A 25519-nucleotide genomic window follows, 5' to 3' on the forward strand; every position below is an offset into this window, starting at 1 on the left:
TCACAAGCTCTCGGTTGGTATCATAGATAAAGAAAAGCAGCCTGCTCTAATTCGATCAGGCTGCTTTAAGATATGTCATGAAAGTTTGGAGACTGATTCTGCTAACAATAATTCCTTTAAAAATTATTGCGCGGGAATGTACGGCAATACGCGAACTGTTGGTTCTGGCAACGTGATGCTGTCACTTCCATTCAGTTCTTCTAAGGTGAATTTCGCTCGCCCTTCTTTGATTGGTAGTTGCTTGCCGTTTGAAAGCTCTATGTTGCCTTCAAGCTTATTAGCGAATTCCAGCGTTAACCCTTGGATATCAGGCGTGAACCAACCAGAGAACATACCGCTGACATCTTCAAGCATCGCCTGCATCTGTGGTAATAGGTTTTCTAGTTGAGTTACTTCTACTGTGCCAGCTAAAGGCTCTTGCGTCATCACGACCAAAGAATACGCACATTCTTGTTCTTGAGTTTGTACAAAGATAAGAGGGTTTGCTGAACGAAGGTTTTGATCTACCGGTAGAAGCAGTTCATTGGCTGGAGAGACTTTTAGCTCTTCGTAGTGCTCTTCTTTTTCCATCCAAGCTTTGCTGATGTGACAGGTTTGCTGAGCTTGTTGATCAACAAAGAAGACCGCAACTTTGACATCATCATGCCCTTCTTTGGTGTTGTTTTTCAGCTGAGTATAAAGCTTAGAATACGTGAACATGTATTCTTGCGCTGTAGCAGGAAGAGAAACCCCAAGGCTTAATGAGGCTAATAAAGCGAGTGCTGTCTTTTTCATTATTATAATCTTGTCGAAGTTGAGCGTTTATAAATAGAAAGAGCAGCCAATGAGCTGCTCTTTTTGTGATATTACTTGGTATAAGCCGACTATCGAAGGCAATCAAGTTGGTATCAAAATGAGTTACTTTTTCCAGTATACCTCGTTGTGACGGATCATAGCTTGTAAATCAGTCACATAGTCGGAACCTCGCTCAGAATATTTTAACAAGCCATTGGTGAGCTCTGTCGCCGTTGCGGTTGTTAAAAGATCATCACCTTGGGCAGCAAGTTTTGCACGAATCGCTCTTAGATCGGCGTAAGCACGATTACGATTAAGGTTCATGAAATACCGATGTACGGATTCTTGGCTTGAAGAGAATGTTGCGACTTCATGCGAGCTACCTTCGTTACGTTGTAGCGGAACAAGGCCACAACCTTTGGTGTAACACCAGTGTCCAAAATAGTTATTTGCTTTAGTGGCGAAACGAGATGTACCCCAAGCTGATTCATTGGCCGCCTGAGTTAACACAAGCGCTTCAGGTAGCACGTTTACACGATTCAACATTTCTTTCAGCCAAGCGTCATCTAAGCCCGATGAAGGTACAGGCAGGCTATACAGCTTCCCTAGTCTCTTTGCGTATGACGCGTCTTCAGAGTCAACATTGTTCAACCCCGTCTCTGAAAGCTTGGTTAGAAACGCACGTTCTTTGGTGATTCGCTTGTTTTCGATGTTGATACTTGGGCGAAGATAAGAAAAGAAGGTGTCTTTCTTTTTATTTACATCTTCAATCGCTGCGAAATCTGGCTTATCAGAAGAGACGGTCAAGTCACCAAAGTTTTGCTCTGAGTCTGAAGCCTTTTGCCCCGCTCGCCTGCGCTCTTCTTCTTGTTGGTAAAGCATTGGGCCAACTAACGAGATCGAGCCAACTAAGGCTAATGCTGTCACTTTTAGCGCAAGTGATTTACTTGCGCTTAATTTAGAGTTGTTATGCATCGAATACCTGTGGGTCTTTATTGTTGCTACCGTTGTGGTCGTCGTCGCTCTTTGGTCTGTCTGACGCGATCAGTTTGAGTTTAATGCCAAACATCTCGCGGTAAAGAATCCCTTTCACGTGGAAGAAGAAAGGTAAAACGAAGATAAGGCCAATGCCGTACATCATTGCCGCGACGATGAACATCAGCATTACTAATAGGTAGATAGAAGCAACGGTGAAGATTTTTTTGTTGACAGCACGCAGAGAAAGCAGCAGCGATTGCATTGGCGGCACTTTCTTATCACAAATCAGCAGAATCGAATGGCTGAACGCCAGTGAGAAGTAGATAGACAAGAACGGCAGAATCATACCTGCGATGCCTTGAAGCATTAGGCTAAACAAAGTCACTAGAATAACCGGAACCGTAAACTGCAAACCTTTACCGATGTGGCGTACTTTGGTTTGTAGGCCAGCGGCGTGACTCATTGCCATTAAACAGATACCCGCATAGATAGGCGCACTGATCACTTCATAGCTAAAGTTCGCGATAAAAATCGATTCAACGATTTGTGGCGTAAACGACTCTGGGTCGATAACTGCATCTAAGATAACCGCGGGATCACCAAGCTGTAGTTTTAGTGCGATATAAAAGATAGCGAGCTGCACAAACATCAAAGCAATAATCGCTGGGGAAAACGAAAGAAAGTGACTTATCGTATGTTTCCAAGCTTCTTGGAATACAGCCGTTGCTTTGAGCTCATAATCGCCAGAAAGTGCACGGTTGATACTACCGCCCAAATTAAAATCTTTTTCGATGTCGTTGTTCATATTGATACCTAGGTGTGCCGATTAAGCGAAGCCACCTAACTTATTGATAAAAAATTACCTTCATTATACTCATATGTCGGATACAAACTAAAATATGAATCTGTAACAAGGCTTGCTTTTGCGTCTTGATGGTTAATAATTAGACACTTGTTAGGGTGTAAACCCAGTAAATAACAGTATGGTAAAGGATGTTTACTTTTACCTGCGAAATTTTTTATCTTCGAAAGGTAAAAAATGCTTTGAATTCACGTTTTTGGTGATTATGATGCGCGCCTTAAAGGTGTATAGCAACAGGTCTCAAATAGAACCAAGGTGGAGAAAAACAGACGTTGAACGCTAAAAAATCAGTAGGAAAGCCAGTAGTACAGCTAACTGGCATCAGTAAAAGTTTCGATGGTAAGGAAGTCATCGGCAATCTGGATTTAAACGTAAATCATGGTGAGTTTCTCACGATTTTAGGCCCATCAGGTTGTGGTAAAACAACCGTGCTAAGAATGATTGCGGGTTTTGAAACGGCAGATAGTGGTCAAATACTATTAGCTGAACAAAACGTAACCCAAGTTCCTGCTGAACAAAGGCATGTAAACACTGTATTCCAAAGCTATGCCCTATTCCCGCATATGACCGTTTTCGACAATGTGGCATTTGGCTTACGCATGCAGAAAGTTCCAAACAGCGAGATTGAACCTCGTGTAATGGATGCTTTGAAAATGGTGCGCCTAGAACAAATGGCACAACGAAAGCCACACCAGCTATCTGGTGGCCAACAGCAACGTATCGCAATCGCTCGCGCTGTCGTTAATAAGCCTAAAGTTCTTTTGTTGGATGAATCTCTATCTGCTCTGGATTACAAACTACGTAAACAGATGCAAATCGAGCTGAAACAATTACAACGCCAACTTGGTATCACGTTCATTTTTGTAACGCATGACCAAGAAGAGGCGCTGTCTATGTCTGACCGTATTATTGTTATGCGTGATGGCGTGATTGAACAAGACGGAACACCAAGAGAGATCTACGAAGAGCCTAAGAACCTATTTGTAGCGCGTTTCATTGGTGAAATTAACGTATTCGAAGCGACAGCGAAATCTCGTCAAGATGAAAAACGCATTGTTGCGACAATCGAAGGTGAAGAGTCCATTATCTATCACGATAAAGACGTAACACCGGGTCAAAAACTGCAAGTATTGCTTCGACCTGAAGATCTTCGAATCGAAGAAATTAAAGAGTCAGAGCAACGCGGTATTGTTGGCCATATTGTCGAGCGAACCTATAAAGGCATGACATTAGATTCAGTCGTAGAACTTGAATCTGGTATGCGTGTCATGGTTAGCGAATTCTTCAACGAAGATGACCCTGATGTTGATCACTCACTGGGCCAAAAAGTTGCAGTAACTTGGGTTGAGAGCTGGGAAGTGGTATTAGAAGATGAGCAAGAAGTTTAATTTACAAAACGCAATTGTTGCTTTAATCACAGGTTGGTTAGTGTTGTTCGTGATGATTCCAAACATCATGATCATTGGTACTAGCTTCTTAACTCGTGATGAAGCGAACTTGATCGAGATGACCTTCACTCTCGATAACTACGTGCGTTTGGCTGACCCGCTGTATTTTAAAGTGTTGATGCACTCTTTCTATATGGCAATTGTCGCAACCCTACTTTGTTTGATTATTGGTTACCCATTCGCTTACATCGTGGCAAAAATGCCGGCGAAGTGGCGTCCAATCATGTTGTTCCTAGTGATAGTACCATTCTGGACGAACTCTTTGATTCGTACATACGGATTAAAAATTGTACTGGGTACGCAAGGTGTCTTGAACAAAAGCTTGTTAGCGTTAGATATCATTGATAAACCGCTACGTATCATGTACTCAGAAACCGCAGTAATGATCGGTTTAGTGTACATCCTACTTCCGTTTATGATTCTGCCGCTGTATTCAGCGATTGAAAAACTGGACGATACGTATTTAGAAGCGGCTAAAGATTTAGGTGCGAACAAACTGCAAACGCTATTGAAAGTGGTACTACCACTAACAATGCCGGGCATTATTGGCGGCTGTTTGTTAGTGCTACTGCCAGCGTTAGGTATGTTCTACATCTCTGACCTATTAGGCGGAGCTAAGAACCTATTGATTGGTAACGTGATTAAGAGCCAAGTGCTCAACGCTCGAGACTGGCCGTTTGGCGCAGCGACGAGTATCGCACTGACCATGGCAATGGCTGTGATGCTGTATGCCTACTACCGAGCAGGTAAGCTATTGAACAAGAAAGTGGAGCTAGACTAATGGGTCGCACAGTTAAGTTCAGCTTTATGGCGCTGGTATACGCCTTTCTATACCTACCTATTGTCGTATTGATTGCTAACTCGTTTAATGCCAATAAGTTTGGTATGAAATGGGGTGGTTTCACGACTAAATGGTATGACGCGCTTATTAACAACGACAGCCTAATGCAGGCAGCATGGCACTCGATCAACGTAGCGGTATTCTCAGCAACAGCTGCCACAATTGTAGGGAGCCTAACTGCGGTTGCCCTATTCCGTTACCAGTTTAAAGGTAAAGGCATCGTCAATGGCATGTTGTTCATCGTGATGATGTCACCAGATATCGTAATGGCGATTTCGCTTCTTGCGCTATTCTTGGTAATGGGTGTACAACTTGGGTTCTTTACCCTGCTTGCAGCACATATTACTTTCTGTCTGCCGTTTGTTGTTGTAACGGTCTACAGTCGCTTGAATGGCTTTGATGTGAAGATGCTAGAAGCCGCAAAAGACTTAGGAGCAAGCGAGTGGACGATTCTAAAACAGATCATCCTTCCACTTGCTAAGCCAGCGGTTGCTGCGGGTTGGTTATTGAGCTTCACTCTGTCTTTGGACGATGTGATCATAAGCTCTTTCGTAACTGGCCCAACCTATGAAATATTACCACTGAAGATTTACTCAATGGTTAAAGTGGGTATCTCTCCTGAGGTCAACGCCCTAGCAACAGTGATGTTAGTGGTGTCGTTAGTACTGGTGATTATTTCCCAGTTGTTAGCAAGAGAGAAAATCAAGTAAGTCTCCTACTCTATACAAAGGCTGACTTGATAAGAAGTTAAGATACTTGAAGTTTAACAAAAGTGTTATTCATAAACAGAATGGTAAATTGCCATTCTGTTTTTCTATCTACTGCCTTCGGGCAACGTTTAGTTTGGAGCTAACGTCAATGAAAAAATGGGCTACTCTATTAGCTGGTAGTGCATGTGCGCTTTCAATGTTATCTGCACCATCGTTTGCAAAAGATAACAAAGAGTTGGTATTCATGAACTGGGGACCTTACATCAACAGTGAGATCTTAGAACAGTTCACTGATGAAACTGGCATCAAAGTGATTTACTCGACTTACGAATCGAATGAAACTTTGTACGCAAAATTGAAAACGCACAATAAAGGTTACGACCTTGTGGTTCCTTCAACTTACTTCGTGTCTAAAATGCGCGACGAAGGCATGCTTCAAAAGATCGACAAAACCAAGCTAAACAATTTTGCGAACCTAGATACAAATTACTTAGATAAGCCATATGACCCGAACAACGACTACTCTATTCCACATGTTGTCGCTATTACGGGCCTAGCTGTTAACACTGATATGTACGATCCAGAAGATTTCCAAAGCTGGGCTGATTTATGGAAGCCTGAGCTTGAAGGTCAACTGATGATGATGGACGACACTCGTGAAGTGTTCCACATTGCGCTACGTAAGTTAGGTTACTCTGGTAACACAACAAACGAGAAAGAGATCGACGAAGCCTACGCTGAGCTAAAAAAGCTAATGCCAAACGTTCTAGTATTTAACTCAGACAACCCAGGCTCGCCTTACATGTCTGGTGAAGTGGGTCTTGGTATGCTGTGGAACGGTTCTGCTGCTGCTGCGCAAAACGAAGGTCTACCAATTCAATTGGTTTTCCCTAAAGAAGGTGGCATCGGTTGGGTTGATAACTTTGCCATCAGTTCTGGCGCGGTAAACGTAGAAGCAGCTCATAAGATGATTGACTTCCTACTTCGCCCTGAAATTGCTGAGCAAATCTCTCGTGATACAGGCTACCTAACAGCCGTTAAAGCGTCTAATGAGAAGTTCAAAGACAGCCCGGCTCTGTTCCCATCGCAAGAAGACCTTGACCGCGTTGAATGGCAAGCTGCGGTTGGCGACAAGACTGTGAAGTACGAAGATTACTTCATGAAGCTTAAAGCCGGTCAGTAAATTAACTCGTTTGGCCGTTATCCAATTGGTTGTAAGCCACTGGTTTACATAACAACCCAACCTAGATAATCAATAAGTTAAAAAGAAGAATAACAATGAACAGGCAGCTTAGGCTGCCTATTTTGTTATATCACTGCTATAATATAGCGCGATTTTTAGAAATCCTTTTACTTTGGGTTCACTACCCAGCTCCAAATCAAACAAATGAACGGAACAGTAATGAAAAAAACACTGTATACCGGCGCATTGTGTGCTGCTACTTTACTTTCTACACCCTCTTTCGCAGCTGACCAAGAACTGTATTTTTACAACTGGTCTGAATATATTCCAAATGAAGTTTTAGAAGACTTCACAGAAGAGACTGGCATCAAAGTCTATTACTCAACTTATGAGTCTAACGAAAGCATGTACGCTAAGTTAAAAACTCAAGGTACGGGTTACGACTTAGTGGTTCCTTCTACTTACTTCGTTTCTAAGATGCGTAAAGAAGGCATGCTTCAAGAGCTTGATAAAACTAAGCTAAGCCACTTTGCTGATTTGGATCCAAATTACTTAGATAAGCCATTTGACCCAAACAACAACTACTCGATCCCATACATCTGGGGCGCAACGGGTATTGGTATCAACTCAGATATGCTAGACAAGTCTTCAGTTAAAAACTGGGGCGATCTGTGGGATACGCAGTGGGAAGGTCAATTGATGATGATGGATGACTCTCGTGAGGTTTTCCATATCGCTCTATCTAAACTGGGCTACTCTCCAAACACGACTAACCCTGAAGAAATCAAAGAAGCCTACGAAGAACTTCGTAAGCTAATGCCAAACGTATTGGTATTTAACTCAGATTTCCCAGCGAACCCTTACCTAGCTGGTGAAGTGTCTCTTGGTATGCTTTGGAATGGCTCTGCTTACATGGCACGCCAAGAAGGCGCAACGATTGACATTATCTGGCCAGAAAAAGGCGCTATCTTCTGGATGGACAGCCTGGCGATTCCGTCAGGCGCTAAGAACATCGAATCGGCACATAAGATGATCGACTTTCTTCTTCGCCCTGAGAATGCAGCGAAGATTGCTCTAGAGATCGGCTACCCAACGCCAGTTAAAACAGCTTACCCTCTTCTTCCGAAAGAATTTTCTGAAGATAAGAACGTTTTTCCACCACAGTCAGTAATGGATAACGGTGTATGGCAAGATGAAGTTGGTGAAGCGAGCGTTATCTACGACGAGTATTTCCAAAAACTTAAAGTGAATAACTAAGTTTTTGTTAGGTAATCAGTTAAGTAAATAAAGCGGCGTAAGCCGCTTTATTTTTTCAGATTAAGAAACTGATGTGCTTTATTAAAGACAAGGCCTAGGCCGTTAAAGAACCCTTCTCTGTACATAATAACTCACCCACCAGTTTAGGCACTTCAATGCTTGCCTTACCGTAACGCTTCTCTTCAAACTCACTCTCTACTGCACTTGGTTCAAGGTTGATTTCTATTGTATGTGCACCATGCATTTTCGCATCATGTACAAATCCTGCCGCTGGGTAGACGACGCCAGATGTACCAATCGAGATAAAAAGGTCTGCTTCTTCTAATGCCGAGTAGATATCCCCCATTCTTAATGGCATTTCACCAAACCAAACAATATGTGGACGCATCTGTGCGGGAATCTGACAGCAGTGACAAAGCTCGCCTGTCTCGATGTTGTCTTTATGGTCGATAACCTGATTCGACTCACTGCAGCGCGCTTTAAGCAGTTCACCGTGCATGTGAATAATGTTGTTGCTACCGCCTCTCTCGTGCAGATTGTCGATATTCTGTGTGATGATTGTTACTTTTCCATCAAGTTTGTCTTCAAGCTCGCCTAGCGCCTTATGGGCCGAATTTGGTTGGATGTTTTCGCTTTGCAGGCCGTGACGACGCTTGTTATAGAACGCTTGTACCAAATCCGGATCTTTCTCGAACCCTTCAGGTGTCGCAACGTCTTCGATTTTATGGTTTTCCCATAATCCGTCTTGTGCTCGGAATGTTTGTATTCCTGATTCCGCAGAGATGCCGGCGCCAGTAAGAATTACGATATTTCGATATGGGAAATGCATATAACGTCCTTTTCAATATGTCACTTTGTAACAGCTTAGCACTGTTCAAATTCCAACAATAGTTTTAGGGATTAGACCATAGTCTTAGCCAACTGAATTCATTAGTTATTTGTGACAGAACTCGCTTGTCTATCATTTGGCTCTGTTATTAAAACTCTTAGTTGTTTTCACCAGACACAAAAAAAGCGACCGAAGCCGCTTAGTTTTTTCACTGATATTGATTCGAAGAGTCTATGAATCTTCGAAGTGACCAACGTTAGTCTTCGTTGATCGATGAGATCTTATGAATTGAAAGGTCAGCACCGTTGAATTCATCTTCTTCACTCAAGCGTAGACCTGTCACTTTGCTAAGTACGCCATAAACAATCAAAGCGCCAATCAGAGCAACAGCGATACCCGCTAATGTACCAACAACCTGAGACGCGAAACTCACACCCCCTAGCCCCCAGAATGCTTGCTGACCGAAGATACCTGCCGCAATGCCACCCCAAGCGCCACATACGCCGTGTAGAGGCCAAACACCCAGTACATCATCAATCTGAGTTTTGTTTTGCATGTAAGTAAATAAGTAAACAAACAGCGCGCCTGCCACGCCGCCAGTCACTAAAGCGCCAAGTGGGTGCATTAAGTCAGAACCGGCACAAATAGCGACTAAGCCAGCCAAAGGTCCATTATGGATGAAGCCTGGGTCATTTTTACCTGCGACTAGAGCCGCAAGAATACCGCCAACCATTGCCATTAATGAGTTCATCGCTACTAGGCCACTGATCCCATTAATAGCTTGAGCAGACATAACGTTAAAGCCAAACCAACCTACGCATAAAATCCAAGAACCTAACGCTAAGAATGGAATGTTCGATGGCGCGAAGTTGGTGTGCTTACCTGCACGGATTCGACCTCTGCGCATGCCAAGGAAGTAAACTGCGACCAATGCAATCCAACCGCCAACACCGTGAACCACAACAGAGCCTGCGAAGTCATGGAATCCATGACCAAACTGATTTTCTAGCCAAGCTTGGAAACCAAAATTGCCGTTCCAGATGATGCCTTCGAAGAATGGGTAAACGAAACCAACGGTAAACAAAGTTGCGATAAGGATTGGATAGAAACGAGCACGCTCTGCAATACCACCAGAAACAATGGCAGGAATGGCGGCTGCAAACGTCATTAAGAAAAAGAACTTAACCAACTCATACCCATTGCCTTGCGATAACGTCTCTGCGTCAGCAAAGAAATGCGCGCCGTAAGCGACCCAATAACCGATAAAGAAATAAGCTATAGCAGAGACGCCAAAATCAGAGAGGATTTTAACTAATGCATTAACTTGGTTTTTCTTTCTTACTGTACCAACTTCCAAAAATGCAAAGCCTGCGTGCATTAAGAAGACCATGATCGCGCCTAATAATAGAAATAGAGTGTCTGAACTCTGCGTCAAGCTTTCTACTGCGCTATTAACTTGGGTAACCGTTTGACTCATTAAAGCTTTCTCCCTTAGCTTTTGTCTCAATTGCACTAGATTCGTGCGAATTGATGCTGCAATTAATTAAAGACTCAACAGTAAACGCAAGATGCGTTCCAACTTGGTTACGCAAAAAACGTGCAACAGAGTTTGATTTTAAGTTATTGATTTTTCGTGGTTAATTTCTAAAGTGCACTTTATTGGTTCTCAGGTAGAGAAAATATTTGATAACTGATTGCACCAATTGAGGGATTTGCACCATATTGATGCGGTCATTGTAGGGCATTAGATCAGTTACCTAGCGACCAAATGACAAAAAGCCCAGAGAAATGAATCACTGGGCTTTTAATGTCTTTCGCTGATTAGAGTTAACTCATCGACAAAGGAGTTATTATCGAGTTTGGTAACCCAAACGACTTACATATAAACGCTTAAAGGTTTGGACCTGTTGTCGGGTTTTGCGGTAGGTTTTGACTTAAACGCTGCATGCCTTGATACATACGAATAAACCAAACCACAATCGCCACACCACCAAATAACATGCCTACATATGGAATGTAGTAAGCGATGTCATCGATAATATGGTTTTGATACCAGTAATCGTTCACACCGATCAATACGCCGTTAGAGGTCGCTACCGTGACGATAAGCACAACAAAAAACGTCAGGTTCAAGAAGAACGAGCGAATCAAGCCGTAGTAATGGGTATCCACGACTTCGCCGTCTTCGCCTTTATCTAAACGATAGCCCGCGTAGATAATGGCAATCACACCAGAGAGAAGACAAGTAAATGGTGTAAAGCAGCTTAGGATGTAAGCAACCCAAATACCCTTATGAGGTTTGTTCATTCTTATTCACCCCTTCCGTTTTCTCTGTTGCTACGTTAGCGCTTTGTTCAACGCCGTTTTTCTCTTGTTCCATCACTTCTTTGTACCAAAGGTCATGGTGCTCTTTAGCCCAGGTTTCATCAACTTCGCCTGTTACCATACCTTCTAATGCGCCTTCCATACCGAACAAACCGATATAAATGTGGAACACAAAGCCACAAATAAGGATAAGAGCGGCGATCATATGAACAAGGTTTGAAAGTTCCATATGGCGGCGTGTTTGACCGAATATTGGGAAATCCAACACCAAACCACTGATTGCCGCCACACTGCCCATCACAATTAACAGCCAAAACAGCGCTTTTTCACCCGCGTTCGAGAATTCTGCCGATGGATGAGAACCTTTATGTTTCCCGACCATACCACCCAGTTTGATGAACCACTGGACATCCACCATCTTAAATATCGACTTGCGCCACCACTTGATAAGAACAGCCATCAACAGCACATAGAAAATCGGGCCGATGTAGTTGTGGTATTGCTTCGCCAATAGAACGATAAAGCCCCAAAGGTCAGTTGGAATGTAGGGTTTCAAAAAGTGCTTGCCGTAAACCAACATCAAACCACTGAACGCGAGCGTTAAGAAAGTAAACGCCATGCTCCAGTGCAACGCACGATCCAGTCGAGACCAACGTTTGATCTTACGACCCGTTCTTGGCGCACTTAGCATTAATGGGCCAATCACAACGTACATTAAAGTAACGAAAGCAATACTGCCAAAGATAGCAACAGCACCGGCTGGCGACATCCACTTCTCTTTCAATATGTACCACGTTTGACCTGGAGTACTGATCAACACACCGTGCTCAGCAGATTGAGAGGTGGTGTAACCTTCCTCACCGTTTCTTACTTGTCGCCAAAAATCAGCGCCAGCAAGTTGTGTGATTTCTCTTTCAGCAGAGCTCGATTGAGTTTGTGATGAGTTCGTCTCAGATGCATGACTCAAAGGAGACAGCATTGTTAGTGCTGCCAACATCGGTAGCACAACAAGGAAGAGACGCTTAAACATTGTAAGCATATGTCTCTCCTAACTAGCTCTTCATCGCATCGTAAGAAAGGTCGTTGCCGTCTGTCCAGCCAGCACCTTTCGCACCGCGTTCTACAACACGCTGACGGAAGATATCAGAGACTTGCTCAGCATCACCAGCAAGCAGCGCTTTTGTCGAACAAAGCGAAGCACACATTGGCAGTTTGCCTTCAGCAATACGGTTCGCACCGTACTTCTGACGCTCTTCCACAGAACCAGGCTCTGTTTCTGGGCCGCCAGCACAGAAGGTACATTTGTCCATCTTACCGCGCTCACCAAATGCTTCCTGTTTAGGGAATTGAGGTGCGCCAAACGGACAAGCAAACAAACAGTAACCACAACCGATACACAGATCTTTATTGTGAAGTACGATGCCGTCTTCTGTATGTTCAAAACAGTCTGCTGGGCACACAGCCATACAAGGTGCATCAGTACAGTGCATACATGCTACTGAGATAGAGTTTTCACCCGGTTCACCGTCGTTCAGTGTTACAACGCGGCGACGTTGAATACCCCATTCCAGAGCATCATCATTTTCATTCTTACATGCAGTGACACAACCGTTACATTCAATACAACGTTTGGTGTCACAAAGAAATTTCATTCTAGCCATTTTAAGACTCCTTACGCTTTACGAATATTACAAAGGGTTACTTTCGTTTCCTGCATCAACGTGACAGGGTCGTAACCATATGTGGTTGCGGTATTGGCTGATTCACCAATAACGTAAGGATCAGTGCCTTCAGGGTACTTAGAACGCAAATCTTCGCCTTCGAACTTACCACCGAAGTGGAACGGCAAGAACGCTAAACCCGGTTTAACACGACGAGTCACCATCGCTTTGACCTTGATACGGCCTTTCTCTGCACCTTCAACCCAAACATCATCGCCATCTTTGAAGCCAATGTCGTTTGCGTCTTTCGGGTTCACTTCAACAAACATCTCTTGTTGAAGTTCTGCTAGCCAAGGGTTAGAACGTGTTTCTTCACCACCACCTTCGTACTCAACCAGACGACCAGAAGTCAGAATGATTGGGTATTCACCAGACTTGTCTTGGTCTTGAATTGACTTGTACAACGTAGGAACACGGAAAATCGCTTCTTTGTCATCCCAAGTTGGGTAATCAGCAACAAGGTCACGACGTGGTGTGTAAAGTGGCTCACGGTGTAGAGGTACGCGATCTGGGAATGTCCAAACAATTGCACGTGCTTTCGCATTACCAAACGGGATACAACCATGCTTGATAGCCACACGTTGGATGCCACCAGAAACGTCGGTCTTCCAGTTCTTACCTTCCGCTGAAGCTTTCTCTTCTGCGGTTAGATCGTCCCACCAACCCAGTTGCTTCAGAAGTTTGTCACTGAATTCTGGGTAACCGTCTTTGATTTCGCTGCCTTTCGAGTAGCTGTCTTCCGCCAAGATACTTTGACCTTCGAACTCCACACCGAAACGAGTACGGAAGTTACCGCCGCCCTCTGCTACCGGTTTAGACGTATCGTAAAGGATGTGCGTACCTGGGTGTTTCATTTCTGGGTTGCCCCAACATGGCCACGGAAGACCGTAAGTCTCGCCATTTGCTGGACCGCCTTCTGCTGCAAGCGTGGTTTTGTGGAACGTGTGCCAGTTTTGTTGGTGCTCTTTCAAACGTTCTGGGCTTTGACCTGTGTAGCCGATTGTCCACATACCCTTGTTGAATTCACGAGTGATGTCTTCAATCAGTGGTTGGTTGTTCTCAACACGGATGTTTTTGAACAACTGATCAGAGAAACCAAGCTTCTTAGAAAGAAGGTACATAATTTCGTGGTCAGGTTTAGATTCGAACAGAGGATCAACAACCTTGTCACGCCACTGTAGAGAACGGTTTGACGCCGTTACACTGCCGTAGGTTTCAAATTGAGTGGTTGCTGGAAGCAAGTAAACGCCGTCGGAGCGATCGTTCATTACTGCCGCGACTGTTGGGTATGGGTCAACAATAACCATCATATCCAGCTTCTGCATCGCCTTCTTCATCTCTGGACCACGAGTCTGAGAGTTCACCGCGTGACCCCAGTAGAACATGGCGCGGATGTTTTCGCGTTGGCGAATCTTGTCTTTGTCTTCAAGCACACCATCAACCCAACGAGATACAGGAATACCTGCACTGTTCATTGGTTTTTGACCGCCGTATGCGTTGTCGTCAAAGCGTCCTTTGATCCAGTCAAAGTCAACTTCCCAGACTTTAGACCAGTGACGCCAAGAACCTTCAGACAAGCCGTAGTAGCCTGGAAGTGTGTCAGACAGTACGCCAAGGTCAGTTGCGCCTTGTACGTTATCGTGTCCACGGAAAATGTTTGCACCGCCGCCTGATTTACCGATGTTACCTAGCGCAAGCTCAAGGACACAGTAAGCACGTGTGTTGTTGTTCCCAGTAGTATGTTGAGTACCACCCATACACCAAACAATACACCCCGGGCGGTTTTCAGAAAGTAGTTTCGCAGTTTGGTAAACGTCTTCTTCGCTTACGCCTGTCACACGTTCAACTTCTGCTGGGTTCCATTTCGCCACTTCTTCACGGATTTCTTCCATACCGAATACACGTTGGCGAATGAACTCTTTGTCTTCCCATTGGTTTCCAAATACATGCCATAAGATGCCCCAAATGAAGGCAACATCTGAACCCGGGCGAAGAGAAACATAGTGATCAGATTTCGCAGCAGTACGCGTACGACGAGGATCCGCAACTACGATTTTACAGTTGTTCTTCTCTTTCGCGATCAGGATGTGTTGCATCGCAACCGGGTGAGCTTCTGCAGGGTTCGAGCCAATGAATAGCATTGATTTACAGTTGTGCATGTCATTGAACGAGTTTGTCATCGCACCGTAACCCCAAGTGTTCGCAACACCGGCTACTGTGGTTGAGTGACAAATACGAGCTTGGTGGTCAACGTTGTTTGTTCCCCACAAAGACGCCATCTTACGGAATGCGTAAGCTTGCTCGTTACTGTGTTTTGCACTGCCGAGGAAGTAAACCGAATCAGGGCCAGATTCCTTACGCAGTTCTAGCGCCTTGTTGCCGATTTCTTCAATCGCTTGTTCCCAGGAAAGCTTCTTCCACTTACCGCCTTCCAATTTCATTGGGTACTTAAGACGACGTTCACCGTGGCCGTGCTCACGTAGTGCTGCACCTTTCGCACAGTGTCCACCAGCGTTAAATGGGTGATCGAAAGCAGGCTCTTGACCCGTCCATACACCATTTTGAACTTCAGCGTAGATACCACAACCTACGGAGCAGTGAGAACAGATAGTACGTTTTACTTCTGTTTTCGCTTCTGGGTCGACTGATTTAGCCTGTGCTTTCTTCATCATGCCCGGTGCGAATAGACTTGCGCCTACAACCGCGCCACCAGCAGCAAGTGAAGTGTTTTTCATGAAGGCGCGACGAGACACACCTAGCTGATTAGTTTCTTTGCTCACACTATCGGAGCGTTTGACAAGTTTCATCCGTTATCTCCTAAAGTGTGTCGTAGTAATCGCGAATATGTTGCGTTTCACGATAGCCCGTCTTCTTCACGTCTTTTTCAGGTATTTCAACCGTTTCTGAAGCGGTTGCCACTTTGGTTGTACCAGCGACAACGGCACCAGCAACGGCTGCAGTCGTTAAACCTTTGAGTAAGTCTCTACGGCTTGTATCTATTTCTTTATTATCTTTCATCATTGCTTCCTTACCTTGCGGTAGATCTTTTTGGAGGCTTCATGCCCCTCTATCGATATAATCGCGTACTGCTCGATTACTCGTAATCAGTGACGTTTTTCACATCAATCTTTAATTTGTGTTTACTGCTTTTTGTATTCACGCTGAAACGAACCTGCTCCAACGTTAAGAATGCTTCACATAGCTGAGCTGCAGATTTGTAGAAGTTGGCACTCTCTGCTGCTTCAAGCTGACGTGTAAATGAGTTAAACCAAGGACCGATATGTTTATTGAAAACGGCTTGTTGTAACGCGTCTTCTTCATCGGTTAGCATCGCCATTACTTCACAAAGAGCCGCGATATGATCTTCAGGCTCTTTAACCTGCTCATCACGCTCAATGCCAAGCAATTCAAGATCGTGACGGATCTCAGCTAATGGTTTCTCCATCATCGATCCTGTTCTATGCCAAGACCCAAATGGAACAATCTCCCCACGACCAATGCCAATGAACAAGTCTTGATATTCGTCTTCTAATGCTTCGCGGTTTGATTCGGTTGCTGCTTGTTGAATCGCAATCCAAGCCTTCTGCATCGCGCTTTCTGATGCTTCAATGTCTAGCGTCTTGAGAAAGTCGATCACCTCTTCAGAAGGTGCGCTACGAAACAATGCAGAAAGAACCAGATAGATTTCAGTTCTTAGTGTCTGTTCTTGATCTAAATGAGTATCCAAGGCGAACTCCTAGTATTTCAATTGTTTCAATGGGTCTTGAGCCATTGAATCGAACATGTCTACCACACGGCAGTCTTCACACATCGCAATACGATTAATTGCTGTCTCATCCGAGAAATGAGAGTGACCGCGTAACTTGTTCTGTAGCATGTCAATCATAGACTGTGGTGCGAATGGCTTATGACAACGTAAACATTCCGCTGCTTTCTCTTCATGAATTACAACCGCCTTCTGACGTTCTTCTTTCACCCAATTCATACGAGGAGTCAGAGTAAGTACGTTCTCAGGACATGCCTTTTCACACAGACCACATTGAATACAGTCTTGTTCTACAAACTTAAGCGATGGAGACGCACCGTCGGTATGCAGAGCACGTGTTGGACACACCGCCACACAACTCATACACAAAGTACAATCTTTGCTTTCACATGAAACCGTGCCGTATGGTGCATTCGAAGGAAGCTCAACAATGTTCTCAACTGGAATACGAGATGAAGACATCGCATCAAGTGCTGTGAACAAACGTTGACGCTTATTGCCTTGAAGATCGCCAAGTGCAAGGTCAAACGAATCCACACACAATGTCGGAGGACCTTCGCGAAGCGATTCTAGATAAAGGATATCAATGGTTTCTTTTGGAATACCGATTTGGTCAAGAAGCTCTTGAGCGATCCCGACTTCGTTATTCAGAACACGAATGATGGTTTCTGGCATAAAGCGAGAAGCCGCAAACAGAACCTGAGTCGCGCCATTAACCAAAGCTGCAAACCACGTATCGATACCAATTGAAGGCAGTTCTTCGACGACAATCGGAATCACGTTATCCGGCAGAGCTTTAAGCGCCATTACATTGTAGGTTTCATGACGTGAGCTACAGATAAGCACGATAGGATCCAGACCGCCCGCTTGCTCATAGTTAGCTAGCGTACGTTCAATGAACTTTTGAGTATCGTCAGGATTTGGAAGCGCATAGGTAATCGCTTCTGTAGGACAGCTTGTTGCACAAGTCCCAACGCCTTGACATAGATAAGGGTTAATCTCGATCTTGTGACCTGTTTTATCTGAACCTTCACTCGACAGTGCGCCAGCAGGACAAGCGTCAACACAACGCTCACAGCCTTTAACGCCACGTGAACTGTGTGCGCAAAGATCTGTGTCTAAACGGAAGAATTTAGGCTTATCAAACGTGCCCATTAACGTTGGAATCTCTTCTAACGCTTCAGCCAGCTTTGGATAGCCGCGGCCTACTGGGTAATAACCCGGTACAGGGACTTCTTCTGTCATGCAGCTATTCAGACATAAGTCCAGAACAACATCGAAACAATCGTGATTAATCGCGACTTTCGCCAGATTGCTTGATGTGCCTTTACTTTCGATCACGATTTCAAACGTACCAAGGAAACCGGATACTTGAACCGAATTCGCGAAGTACAGTTCCGGGTTTGTGCCCTTCTCGCCGTCTGTTGACAATAAGGTTAGGCTCGTCAATTGAGGTAATTGAGCTGCAGCACTTTCAATGATCGCAGTTGGACCAATAATAAGAGTGTTACCGCCGCTTTCGTAGCTAACAGTAGGTGGAATCAGATTTGTTAACTCAACTGTATTTTCAAAGGCATACAGTCTTGCTTTAGCGTTATTTGAAGTTGCTTGTTCTAATAATTGTTTAAGCATTGCTCAGTTCCATCTTTGGACATGGATAATCTGTTCAACCTTCATTGTAGTTAGCGTTCGAGAACTTGCTGAGTAATCGCTTAACCGTTTGAGATTGCGCAACAAGTCAATCTTACTCAGGCTATCTACAAAAAAGTTGATAATAAACGTTATTTAGCAAATGCCATGCCAATTTAATATCCATTTTATTTCAATAGGTTAGAGTGCATTCTTGCGTGATTATCATTTGAATTAAGAATAAAAAAACCGCTTGGGACATTTTGTCGCAAGCGGTTCATTGAGTGTTTAGTCAAAATGTACCTATTCTTTGTGTGGTATATTTTGTCCCATTTTTTTCAGGTCAGCTTCGTCTGATATTGCAGCGCCAATATCGGGAACTGTGTTTTTATACAGTTCTTTTTCTTCTTCGGCTATTTCGGCACTTTCTGACGTTTCAAGTTCATTGTCAGAGACCTCAAGATCGCTTTCAGTACCTTCTAAAACGTCACCCTCATCTTTATTATCAATGACTTGCTCTTCTTCTAGCGTAGTTTCTTCTTCTGTTTTATCTTTAACCCAATCACGCAAGGTTTCCGCAACCCCTTCAGAAAGAGACTTCAAATTACTGTAATCATCGTCGTAATCATCTAAACCATCACGAACGTTGAACTCTTCTGAGAGGAATAATTTACGCAACGCCGCTTTTTTTACGCTTTCTGATGCTTCTGAAACCAATAATTGAGCAACAGAAACGTCTTCTTCTGGCGCTAAACCTTGAACATCAGTCGCCTCTTCAGCGCCTGCTGATGACAACGTCGTTTCAGTAGAAGCTTCAGTATCGACTTGTTCGATCTCAGAGGATGCATTTGACTGACCTGACGAAATCTCAGAAGAAAATTCAGTTATCTCAAGCGTTTGTTCTGTTTCCTGAGACTCGTCAGTAGATTCATCAAGCTTTCGTTGAGACCAACGACTAAAAAAGTTAGTTGCCATTTGATCGACCCGCGCCTTTGCGTTTTTTACGTCTTGCTTCTAATAACTCGCCATGACGACCGATGAACGCTTCCATCCAAGCTTGTACAGGCAACGGAATGTCGTATGAAAGTACTTGGTTGTCACCGTCCATGTATTGCCCTGCAACGGTTTGTGATGCCGTAAGTAACTGAATCACAGGCTTAACACCAGAATCGACGTTATCCATCACTAAGAATAGCTTAGGTTGCTGAGAGCTTAGGTTGAAACGGTAGTCTGTACGCTCGTCTTTATGTAATTGAAGCAAACAAACGTCTTGGGTATCGTATTCTGGCGACAGTTCAAATCCCGTCAATTCCCATTGCGTGGTTACCCAGATACCTGTTTTGATCTCTTTCTCTATTCTTTGGACACCGATTGGCCAAGCTGCTTCAGTTTTTTCATATTGTTCTTTGAATTCTTTTGTCTCAGACATACTTCACCCAATTGATTTTCTTTGGTCTGAATGCACTTTGGACATTTTGTACTGTGCGCAATCATATACACCCCATAAAGCAATAAACACGCCAATATGGATTAATTGCGAGAGCGTATCTATAGCGTCCGCCATCAAGTTGTCACTATAACGTTAGTTGATAGCGGTTGTTTCATACAACTCCACACGATGAACTCTCATATTTTGCGCTATTTTAATCTAATGCTTCATGTTTCCATCAATCCCCGTTATTTTGGAATGAGATTTGCTTTAAGTATGAACTAAAGAATCAATTAACAGAGCGGTGCTAGACCTCCTTGTTACAAACCTATCTCATTAAGTAGGAAGTGATTGTGGTAAAACCAAACATAATAAAAACCAGCGAAAACCCACTTCAGACAATCGAAGTTGAAGTGTTCGACGAATATGGTGAGAAACTAACTAAACAGATCGCTTGCGAACGCCCTCTTACCGTGATGTTGAACTGGAAAGAGATCGTAACCCTGATGACACTCGGCTCTCGTCCTGAGTCATTAGTATTAGGTTATTTGAAAAACCAGAGCTTCCTTTCCGATCCCGAAGCGGTTGAATCTATCATCATCGATTGGGAAACCAGCTCTGCTGCGGTTATTACCAAAGAAGATACGAGCCAACTTGAGCAAGCGCTTAAGAAGAAAACAGTGACCTCTGGCTGCGGTCAGGGCACCATGTATGGCAACGTGATGAAGCAGTTGGAAGATTACCAAGTGCCTCAAAACAAGATCAAGCAATCTGAAATCTACACAGCGCTTGAAGCATTGACTCATTATAATGATACCTACAAGAAAGCCGGCGCGGTGCACGGTTGTGCGGTTTGCAAAGACGACAAGGTTCTATCGTTTGTTGAAGATGTTGGCCGACACAATGCCGTTGATACATTGGCTGGTGAGATGTGGCTTAACAAAGAGTCAGGTGAAGATAAGATCTTCTATACCACAGGGCGTTTAACGTCTGAGATGGTGATTAAGGTTGCGCAGATGGGTATCCCTGTTCTGCTCTCACGCTCTGGCGTAACGCAAATGGGCTTAGACTTGGCTCAGAAGTTCGGTATCACAACGATTGCTCGTGCTAAAGGTTTACGTTTCCAAGTGTTCACCGGTGCAGACAAGATCGATTTTGATGTGAAAGGTGAACAATCAGCACCCGGACAAAAAGCGTGAGTTTGACTTGGTGATTCACTAACTGCTTTTAATGTGAAATTCTGATGTGAAGAGTTAGTGGCTCACAATATATAGATACAAAAACGCCGTCATGCTTTTCAGTATGACGGCGTTTTCTTAGTTAAAGCTTCAAGTTTCCCACCTGCTGAGTAGGAAACTAAGGTCAGCTTAATGCTTAGCCACGAGCTTTCAAGAATTCAGCGTATGTACCGCGGAAGTCGTTGATCTTGCCATCTTTGATTTCAAGAACACGGGTCGCTAGCGAGTCTACAAATACACGGTCGTGAGATACGAAGAACAATGTGCCTTTGTAGTTCTCAAGAGCCAAGTTAAGCGCTTCGATAGACTCCATATCCATGTGGTTTGTTGGTTCATCCATTAGTAGGATGTTTGGCTTATGCATCATAATCTTACCAAGAAGCATACGACCTTGCTCACCACCAGAAATAACCTTTACAGATTTCTTAATGTCATCTTGACCAAATAGCATACGACCTAGGAAGCCACGAACAACCTGCTCGTCTTCACCTTCTTGGCGCCATTGACTCATCCAATCAAACAGGTTCATGTCTTCTTCGAAATCATGAGCATGATCTTGAGCGTAGTAACCGATGTTTGAGTTTTCAGACCATTTGTACTCACCAGTGCGAGGCTCAAGAGCGCCAGCTAGTGTGTTAAGTAGTGTTGTTTTACCTACACCGTTTTCACCGATGATAGCAACACGCTCACCAACTTCGAAGATTGCATCGAACTTGCTGTATAGGTCTTCTTCAAAACCTTGGGATAGGTTTTCAACCACAAGCGCGTTACGGAATAGCTCTTTTGACTGTTCGAAACGGATGAATGGGTTTTGACGGCTAGACGCTTTAACTTCGTCTAGTTGAATTTTATCGATTTGTTTAGCACGAGACGTCGCTTGTTTCGCTTTAGATGCGTTAGCAGAGAAACGAGAAACGAACGTTTGAAGTTCAGCGATTTGTGCTTTCTTCTTAGCATTGTCTGACAGTAGACGCTCACGAGCCTGAGTCGCAGCCGTCATGTACTCATCGTAGTTACCTGGGAATAGACGAAGTTCGCCGTAATCAAGGTCAGCCATGTGTGTACAAACAGAGTTTAGGAAGTGACGGTCGTGCGAAATGATGATCATTGTGCAGTTACGTTGGTTTAGCGTATCTTCCAACCACTTGATCGTGTCCATGTCCAAGTTGTTCGTTGGTTCGTCAAGAAGCATGATATGCGGGTCTGCAAACAGTACTTGAGACAATAGAACACGAAGTTTCCAACCCGGTGCTACTTCGCTCATCAGGCCGAAGTGCATTGATTCTTCAATACCTACCGCAAGAAGAAGCTCACCCGCTTTCGCTTCTGCCATATAGCCGTCCATTTCAGCGAACTGAACTTCAAGGTCAGCCACTTTCATGCCGTCTTCTTCGCTCATTTCTGGCAAAGAGTAAATGCGGTCACGCTCTTGTTTAATAGCCCAAAGCTCTTTGTGACCCATGATAACCGTGTCGATTACCGTGAATTCTTCGTAAGCAAACTGGTCTTGGTTTAGCTTAGCAACGCGCTCGTTTGGATCGTAGCTTACGTTACCAGCACTTGGCTCAAGTTCACCAGATAGGATCTTCATGAACGTCGATTTACCACAGCCATTCGCGCCGATTAAACCGTAGCGGTTGCCTTCGCCGAACTTAACTGAAATATTTTCGAAAAGTGGCTTAGCGCCGAATTGTTGGGTGATATTTGCTGTGGAGATCAATGCCATTACCTTTTTAATGTGAAAAACGCCGCAACGTTACTTGTTCAGGGCTTTAACTGCAAGTATTGATTGCAATTACTGGCCATTAAGTGAGTGATAACCTAGCCAAATCATAGTTTGAACTGACTCACATTTTTGGTTTTCTATTTATCGCCGTAAAACCGTCGATTTTAAGGAAAAACAAAATATCGAACAGCGCACCATAATGGGCGGTATATAACGTCCCAAATCATGCCAACCATTGAATATATCGTATGCTGATTGGTCACAGTAAAAGCCAACCCGATCAACGCAACAGAAGACATAATAAAGATGCTCAAATACTAGCCTAATCCCTGACAATTTCATGACAAAATCGCTCGAAACAGGAATAAAGTACTCGCCCCCGACACGGGGTTGGATTTCACAAAGTCAGATTATCTAACTATAGTAATCCTAACCTCATAATTCTAAGAGACTTTTATGCGTTCACTATCGCGCTTCTTAATCCTCACTTTGGCCATTCTCTCTTGGCCTAGTCATGCCAACTTGGAATATGACTTACAATCTCAGCCGCAGGTATCCGATTCTGCTGTTGATCTCGATGATCGAATTGATTCGTTACCCGACCCCCTCTTTATGGAACCGTCGGACAGACGCCAAGTCAATATATTGCTCGCTGAAGTGCTACAAGTTCAAAAGCAGGAAATCAAAACCTTCGAGCAACAGATAAAAGCCTACAGAGCGAACAACGACGCCGATCAATGGTTTGCCGTTCAAACCAGTTACGTCACTTTGAATAGCTTGAATGTGAGCAAGCAACACCTGTTAGAGCAGACGAATTCCGCTAATAAAGAGCGCCTAACGGGTTTTGGCCCCTACGGTGTAACTCAATTTAAGCAAGAGTGGGAATTAACCAAGCTCAACATTGAGTATCTTGTTTACTTCCAAATTCGTAGCTTTAAAGCGCTCGTTAAAGACATCTTTATTTCGCCAGTGCCTGTGATTGGTGCATCGTTAAAAGTGTTGTTTATCTATTTTGGTTTAGCGTGGTGGCTTGCCAATAGCACTCGTTTGATTGAGTTGTTCAGAATTAATTTTCTTGAAGCGAAAACGAACCCTCCATTTTTAGTACGTGTGATCTGGTACATCAGCCGCGCTGATCGTGCGATTGCTTGGTTAATTGCGATTACGCTTTCTCTAAGAGTGCTCTCCAGCATCCCTAGCCTGCAACACCTGATTTTCCTTGAGATCTTCACTTGGTGGATTCTAGGTGGTTCGATTGCTATCAGCTTTATTTTGGAATTTGCGTATCGTTTGGGCCGCACATCTAATCAAGAAGTGATTGCGCTGCGCCTATCGACCATTCGCCGTTATGTTTGGAGCTTCATTGTTGCGGGTGTGACTTTGCAAATATCGAGTATCACGCTAGGCAAAGGCACTATCTATAGCTGGATCTACAGCGCCCTATTTTTCTGGTTTGTACTGGTTACCATTTCAGTGCTTAGATTATGGCGTGCGAAAGTCTTCGATACGCTGCAACACATCTCTGATCGTCCGGTATGGGTGAACTGGGCAGTAAACCGCAAGGATACCTTCTTACTTAATATATTGGCGACGGCCATTGGCATCGTATGGTTGAGTGTTTACAACTTCCAACACCGCATCATGGCCTTACTGTCTAATTACACACTGTTTAGCCAAGCTTTGGCGTACCTGTTTAGAATTGAAGTGGCTAAGCAGTCTGACCTTGACAAGAATCAGCAAAACTTGGTTCGAATCAAAGGCGATCAAACCTATGAATACATTCTTCCGGGTAATATCGACAGCACGCTGATTGATTACGCCGGTGATGAGGTTAAGCAACTGTCTCGCTACTTGATGTCAGACAGCCCTGCTATCTGTATTGTTTCAGGTGAACGTGGTGTGGGCGCAACAACGCTGCTTTATACACTGCTGCACAAAGTCTCTAACGCTGAACCTGTCTACGTAAGTTGCCCTTACGCTGGTTATCAAGAGCTGTTAGCGCATCTAGCGGTGAGCATCGGCTTGGAAGAAAAAGCGACTGAGATTCAGATCTTGGCTCACCTTCGTAAAAGCAAGACCACGTACTTGATTGCGATCGATAATGCACAACGTCTAGTTAAGCCAATGGTTGGCGGCTTGTCTGATCTGATACGTTTAACCAATCTACTGCGTCGTTCTAAAAAGAACCACCGTGTCGTGATATCGATCGCCAAATCAAGCTGGCGGTTTGTCGATCGAGCGCGTGGCGAACGTTTGCTGTTTGACTTGGTGTGTTTCCTTCCGCGTTGGACAGAGAAACAAGTCGGTGAGCTTCTAAATAGCCGTATTAATACGGAGCTTGAGAAGCCGTTATCGTTTGATGGTTTGGTGGTGCCTAAACAGTGGGACCAAGATGACATGAGCGAGGAAGATCGCGCACGCCAAGGCTTCTACCGAATCTTGTGGCATTACTCTGATGGTAACCCTACCGTTGCGTTGCGCTTCTTCCGACTCTCATTGAATCGAAACAAAGATACCGATCAAGCCGTGGTGCGCTTGTTCCATGTTCCAGAAGCACAAGAACTAGAAAACATGCCAAAACCTATGCTGGCTGTGCTTCGTTCTATCGTGCAGTTGGAAATCGCTTCTCCGGAAGTCTTGTCTGACTGTACGCAGCTAAGCACGGCAGAGATAACCGGCATTCTGCGTTACTTTGAAAGCCGTGGTTATATTGGTTGGCATGAAGAAAAGGCTCGAATTTCCGAGCACTGGTTCCGCCACATTACTAACGTTCTCGACCGTCAACATCTACTGGTGAAGTAAA

At 44.2% G+C, this 25519-nt stretch carries 22 protein-coding genes; 7 read left to right on the plus strand and 15 right to left on the minus strand.

The window, feature by feature from the left end; genetic code table 11:
- Window positions 1-123 precede the first annotated feature (123 nt).
- From AB6D06_RS07920 to AB6D06_RS07930, 3 genes are all read right to left on the minus strand, one after another.
- The gene (locus AB6D06_RS07920; protein WP_017059634.1) at window positions 124-774 is read right to left on the minus strand and encodes a DUF2987 domain-containing protein; all 651 of its coding nucleotides are present in this window, start codon (window positions 772-774) and stop codon (window positions 124-126) included.
- A 123-nt stretch (window positions 775-897) separates the two neighbouring features.
- Window positions 898-1749: a glucosaminidase domain-containing protein gene (locus AB6D06_RS07925; RefSeq protein WP_137001777.1), complete on the minus strand. Its 852-nt coding sequence runs from the start codon at window positions 1747-1749 to the stop codon at window positions 898-900.
- Window positions 1742-2557, minus strand: coding sequence for a membrane protein (locus tag AB6D06_RS07930; RefSeq protein ID WP_017063864.1), 816 nt, complete (start codon window positions 2555-2557; stop codon window positions 1742-1744). Before AB6D06_RS07930 ends, AB6D06_RS07925 begins: the two co-directional genes overlap by 8 nt.
- Window positions 2558-2886: 329 nt before the next feature.
- Between AB6D06_RS07930 and potA the strand changes: the two genes are divergently transcribed.
- The 5 genes from potA to AB6D06_RS07955 all read left to right on the plus strand — a co-directional run bounded on the left by potA (window position 2887) and on the right by AB6D06_RS07955 (window position 8053).
- Window positions 2887-4002 carry a spermidine/putrescine ABC transporter ATP-binding protein PotA gene (gene potA / locus AB6D06_RS07935; protein WP_017059631.1) on the plus strand — a complete coding sequence of 372 codons (1116 nt, stop codon included), beginning with the start codon at window positions 2887-2889 and terminating at the stop codon, window positions 4000-4002.
- Window positions 3986-4843 carry a spermidine/putrescine ABC transporter permease PotB gene (gene potB / locus AB6D06_RS07940; RefSeq protein WP_017059630.1) on the plus strand — a complete coding sequence of 286 codons (858 nt, stop codon included), beginning with the start codon at window positions 3986-3988 and terminating at the stop codon, window positions 4841-4843. The genes potA and potB overlap by 17 nt, the downstream gene beginning before the upstream one ends.
- Window positions 4843-5613 carry a spermidine/putrescine ABC transporter permease PotC gene (potC, locus tag AB6D06_RS07945; protein WP_010440840.1) on the plus strand — a complete coding sequence of 257 codons (771 nt, stop codon included), beginning with the start codon at window positions 4843-4845 and terminating at the stop codon, window positions 5611-5613. Before potB ends, potC begins: the two co-directional genes overlap by 1 nt.
- A 148-nt stretch (window positions 5614-5761) precedes the next feature.
- Window positions 5762-6796, plus strand: a complete 1035-nt coding sequence (locus AB6D06_RS07950) for an extracellular solute-binding protein (RefSeq protein ID WP_010440842.1) — start codon at window positions 5762-5764, stop codon at window positions 6794-6796.
- Window positions 6797-7015: 219 nt separating this feature from the next.
- Window positions 7016-8053, plus strand: a complete 1038-nt coding sequence (locus AB6D06_RS07955) for an extracellular solute-binding protein (RefSeq protein ID WP_016784888.1) — start codon at window positions 7016-7018, stop codon at window positions 8051-8053.
- A 94-nt stretch (window positions 8054-8147) separates the two neighbouring features.
- Here AB6D06_RS07955 and cobB read toward each other — a convergent pair whose 3' ends face one another.
- From cobB to AB6D06_RS08010, 11 genes are all read right to left on the minus strand, one after another.
- Window positions 8148-8882 (minus strand): Sir2 family NAD+-dependent deacetylase, encoded by a 735-nt coding sequence (gene cobB / locus AB6D06_RS07960; RefSeq protein WP_010440846.1) that lies wholly within the window; start codon window positions 8880-8882, stop codon window positions 8148-8150.
- Window positions 8883-9138: 256 nt separating this feature from the next.
- Complete coding sequence (locus AB6D06_RS07965; RefSeq protein ID WP_016791188.1) at window positions 9139-10359, minus strand: ammonium transporter; 1221 nt, start codon at window positions 10357-10359, stop codon at window positions 9139-9141.
- 413 nt (window positions 10360-10772) lie between these two features.
- The gene (locus AB6D06_RS07970; protein ID WP_010440849.1) at window positions 10773-11189 is read right to left on the minus strand and encodes a hypothetical protein; all 417 of its coding nucleotides are present in this window, start codon (window positions 11187-11189) and stop codon (window positions 10773-10775) included.
- Window positions 11173-12246: a formate dehydrogenase subunit gamma gene (locus AB6D06_RS07975; protein WP_016768065.1), complete on the minus strand. Its 1074-nt coding sequence runs from the start codon at window positions 12244-12246 to the stop codon at window positions 11173-11175. The genes AB6D06_RS07970 and AB6D06_RS07975 overlap by 17 nt, the downstream gene beginning before the upstream one ends.
- A 13-nt stretch (window positions 12247-12259) precedes the next feature.
- Window positions 12260-12868: a formate dehydrogenase FDH3 subunit beta gene (gene fdh3B, locus AB6D06_RS07980; RefSeq protein WP_010440854.1), complete on the minus strand. Its 609-nt coding sequence runs from the start codon at window positions 12866-12868 to the stop codon at window positions 12260-12262.
- Window positions 12869-12879: 11 nt separating this feature from the next.
- Window positions 12880-15735, minus strand: coding sequence for a formate dehydrogenase subunit alpha (locus AB6D06_RS07985; protein ID WP_010440856.1), 2856 nt, complete (start codon window positions 15733-15735; stop codon window positions 12880-12882).
- Window positions 15736-15745: 10 nt separating this feature from the next.
- Complete coding sequence (locus AB6D06_RS07990) at window positions 15746-15946, minus strand: twin-arginine translocation signal domain-containing protein (protein WP_016768068.1); 201 nt, start codon at window positions 15944-15946, stop codon at window positions 15746-15748.
- Window positions 15947-16022: 76 nt separating this feature from the next.
- Window positions 16023-16655 carry a molecular chaperone gene (locus tag AB6D06_RS07995; protein ID WP_010440860.1) on the minus strand — a complete coding sequence of 211 codons (633 nt, stop codon included), beginning with the start codon at window positions 16653-16655 and terminating at the stop codon, window positions 16023-16025.
- A gap of 9 nt (window positions 16656-16664) precedes the next feature.
- Entirely contained in the window at window positions 16665-18326 is a 1662-nt protein-coding gene (locus AB6D06_RS08000) for a 4Fe-4S dicluster domain-containing protein (RefSeq protein WP_046209398.1), read from the minus strand.
- Between the two features lie 300 nt (window positions 18327-18626).
- Entirely contained in the window at window positions 18627-19298 is a 672-nt protein-coding gene (locus tag AB6D06_RS08005) for a DUF3306 domain-containing protein (protein WP_372035708.1), read from the minus strand.
- Complete coding sequence (locus AB6D06_RS08010) at window positions 19288-19752, minus strand: DUF3305 domain-containing protein (protein ID WP_010440867.1); 465 nt, start codon at window positions 19750-19752, stop codon at window positions 19288-19290. Before AB6D06_RS08010 ends, AB6D06_RS08005 begins: the two co-directional genes overlap by 11 nt.
- Before the next feature lie 353 nt (window positions 19753-20105).
- Here AB6D06_RS08010 and fdhD point away from each other — a divergent pair, with 353 nt between their 5' ends.
- Window positions 20106-20951, plus strand: coding sequence for a formate dehydrogenase accessory sulfurtransferase FdhD (fdhD, locus tag AB6D06_RS08015; RefSeq protein WP_010440869.1), 846 nt, complete (start codon window positions 20106-20108; stop codon window positions 20949-20951).
- A 175-nt stretch (window positions 20952-21126) separates the two neighbouring features.
- On the opposite strand, the gene AB6D06_RS08020 is transcribed toward fdhD, so the two are convergent.
- Window positions 21127-22710 carry an ABC-F family ATPase gene (locus tag AB6D06_RS08020; protein ID WP_102305420.1) on the minus strand — a complete coding sequence of 528 codons (1584 nt, stop codon included), beginning with the start codon at window positions 22708-22710 and terminating at the stop codon, window positions 21127-21129.
- Window positions 22711-23172: 462 nt separating this feature from the next.
- On the opposite strand from AB6D06_RS08020, the gene AB6D06_RS08025 reads away from it, so the two are divergent.
- Window positions 23173-25518: an ATP-binding protein gene (locus AB6D06_RS08025; protein ID WP_017068188.1), complete on the plus strand. Its 2346-nt coding sequence runs from the start codon at window positions 23173-23175 to the stop codon at window positions 25516-25518.
- Window position 25519: the final 1 nt, after the last annotated feature.

It is taken from the genome of Vibrio sp. 10N.239.311.G01 (assembly GCF_041465805.1).
Lineage (GTDB): Bacteria > Pseudomonadota > Gammaproteobacteria > Enterobacterales > Vibrionaceae > Vibrio > Vibrio crassostreae_C.

What these genes read in the sequence shown, in the direction of transcription:
- AB6D06_RS07970 (WP_010440849.1), bottom strand. Translation starts at nt 11,189, where the DNA reads ATGAACAAACCTCATAAGGGTATTTGGGTTGCTTACATCCTAAGCTGC.
- AB6D06_RS07920 (WP_017059634.1), bottom strand. Translation starts at nt 774, where the DNA reads ATGAAAAAGACAGCACTCGCTTTATTAGCCTCATTAAGCCTTGGGGTT.
- AB6D06_RS08010 (WP_010440867.1), bottom strand. Translation starts at nt 19,752, where the DNA reads ATGTCTGAGACAAAAGAATTCAAAGAACAATATGAAAAAACTGAAGCA.
- AB6D06_RS07975 (WP_016768065.1), bottom strand. Translation starts at nt 12,246, where the DNA reads ATGCTTACAATGTTTAAGCGTCTCTTCCTTGTTGTGCTACCGATGTTG.
- AB6D06_RS07925 (WP_137001777.1), bottom strand. Translation starts at nt 1,749, where the DNA reads ATGCATAACAACTCTAAATTAAGCGCAAGTAAATCACTTGCGCTAAAA.
- AB6D06_RS07930 (WP_017063864.1), bottom strand. Translation starts at nt 2,557, where the DNA reads ATGAACAACGACATCGAAAAAGATTTTAATTTGGGCGGTAGTATCAAC.
- cobB (WP_010440846.1), bottom strand. Translation starts at nt 8,882, where the DNA reads ATGCATTTCCCATATCGAAATATCGTAATTCTTACTGGCGCCGGCATC.
- AB6D06_RS07990 (WP_016768068.1), bottom strand. Translation starts at nt 15,946, where the DNA reads ATGAAAGATAATAAAGAAATAGATACAAGCCGTAGAGACTTACTCAAA.
- AB6D06_RS07985 (WP_010440856.1), bottom strand. Translation starts at nt 15,735, where the DNA reads ATGAAACTTGTCAAACGCTCCGATAGTGTGAGCAAAGAAACTAATCAG.
- AB6D06_RS07955 (WP_016784888.1), top strand. Translation starts at nt 7,016, where the DNA reads ATGAAAAAAACACTGTATACCGGCGCATTGTGTGCTGCTACTTTACTT.
- potB (WP_017059630.1), top strand. Translation starts at nt 3,986, where the DNA reads ATGAGCAAGAAGTTTAATTTACAAAACGCAATTGTTGCTTTAATCACA.
- potC (WP_010440840.1), top strand. Translation starts at nt 4,843, where the DNA reads ATGGGTCGCACAGTTAAGTTCAGCTTTATGGCGCTGGTATACGCCTTT.
- AB6D06_RS08025 (WP_017068188.1), top strand. Translation starts at nt 23,173, where the DNA reads ATGCGTTCACTATCGCGCTTCTTAATCCTCACTTTGGCCATTCTCTCT.
- fdh3B (WP_010440854.1), bottom strand. Translation starts at nt 12,868, where the DNA reads ATGGCTAGAATGAAATTTCTTTGTGACACCAAACGTTGTATTGAATGT.
- AB6D06_RS07965 (WP_016791188.1), bottom strand. Translation starts at nt 10,359, where the DNA reads ATGAGTCAAACGGTTACCCAAGTTAATAGCGCAGTAGAAAGCTTGACG.
- AB6D06_RS08005 (WP_372035708.1), bottom strand. Translation starts at nt 19,298, where the DNA reads ATGGCAACTAACTTTTTTAGTCGTTGGTCTCAACGAAAGCTTGATGAA.
- AB6D06_RS08000 (WP_046209398.1), bottom strand. Translation starts at nt 18,326, where the DNA reads ATGCTTAAACAATTATTAGAACAAGCAACTTCAAATAACGCTAAAGCA.
- AB6D06_RS07950 (WP_010440842.1), top strand. Translation starts at nt 5,762, where the DNA reads ATGAAAAAATGGGCTACTCTATTAGCTGGTAGTGCATGTGCGCTTTCA.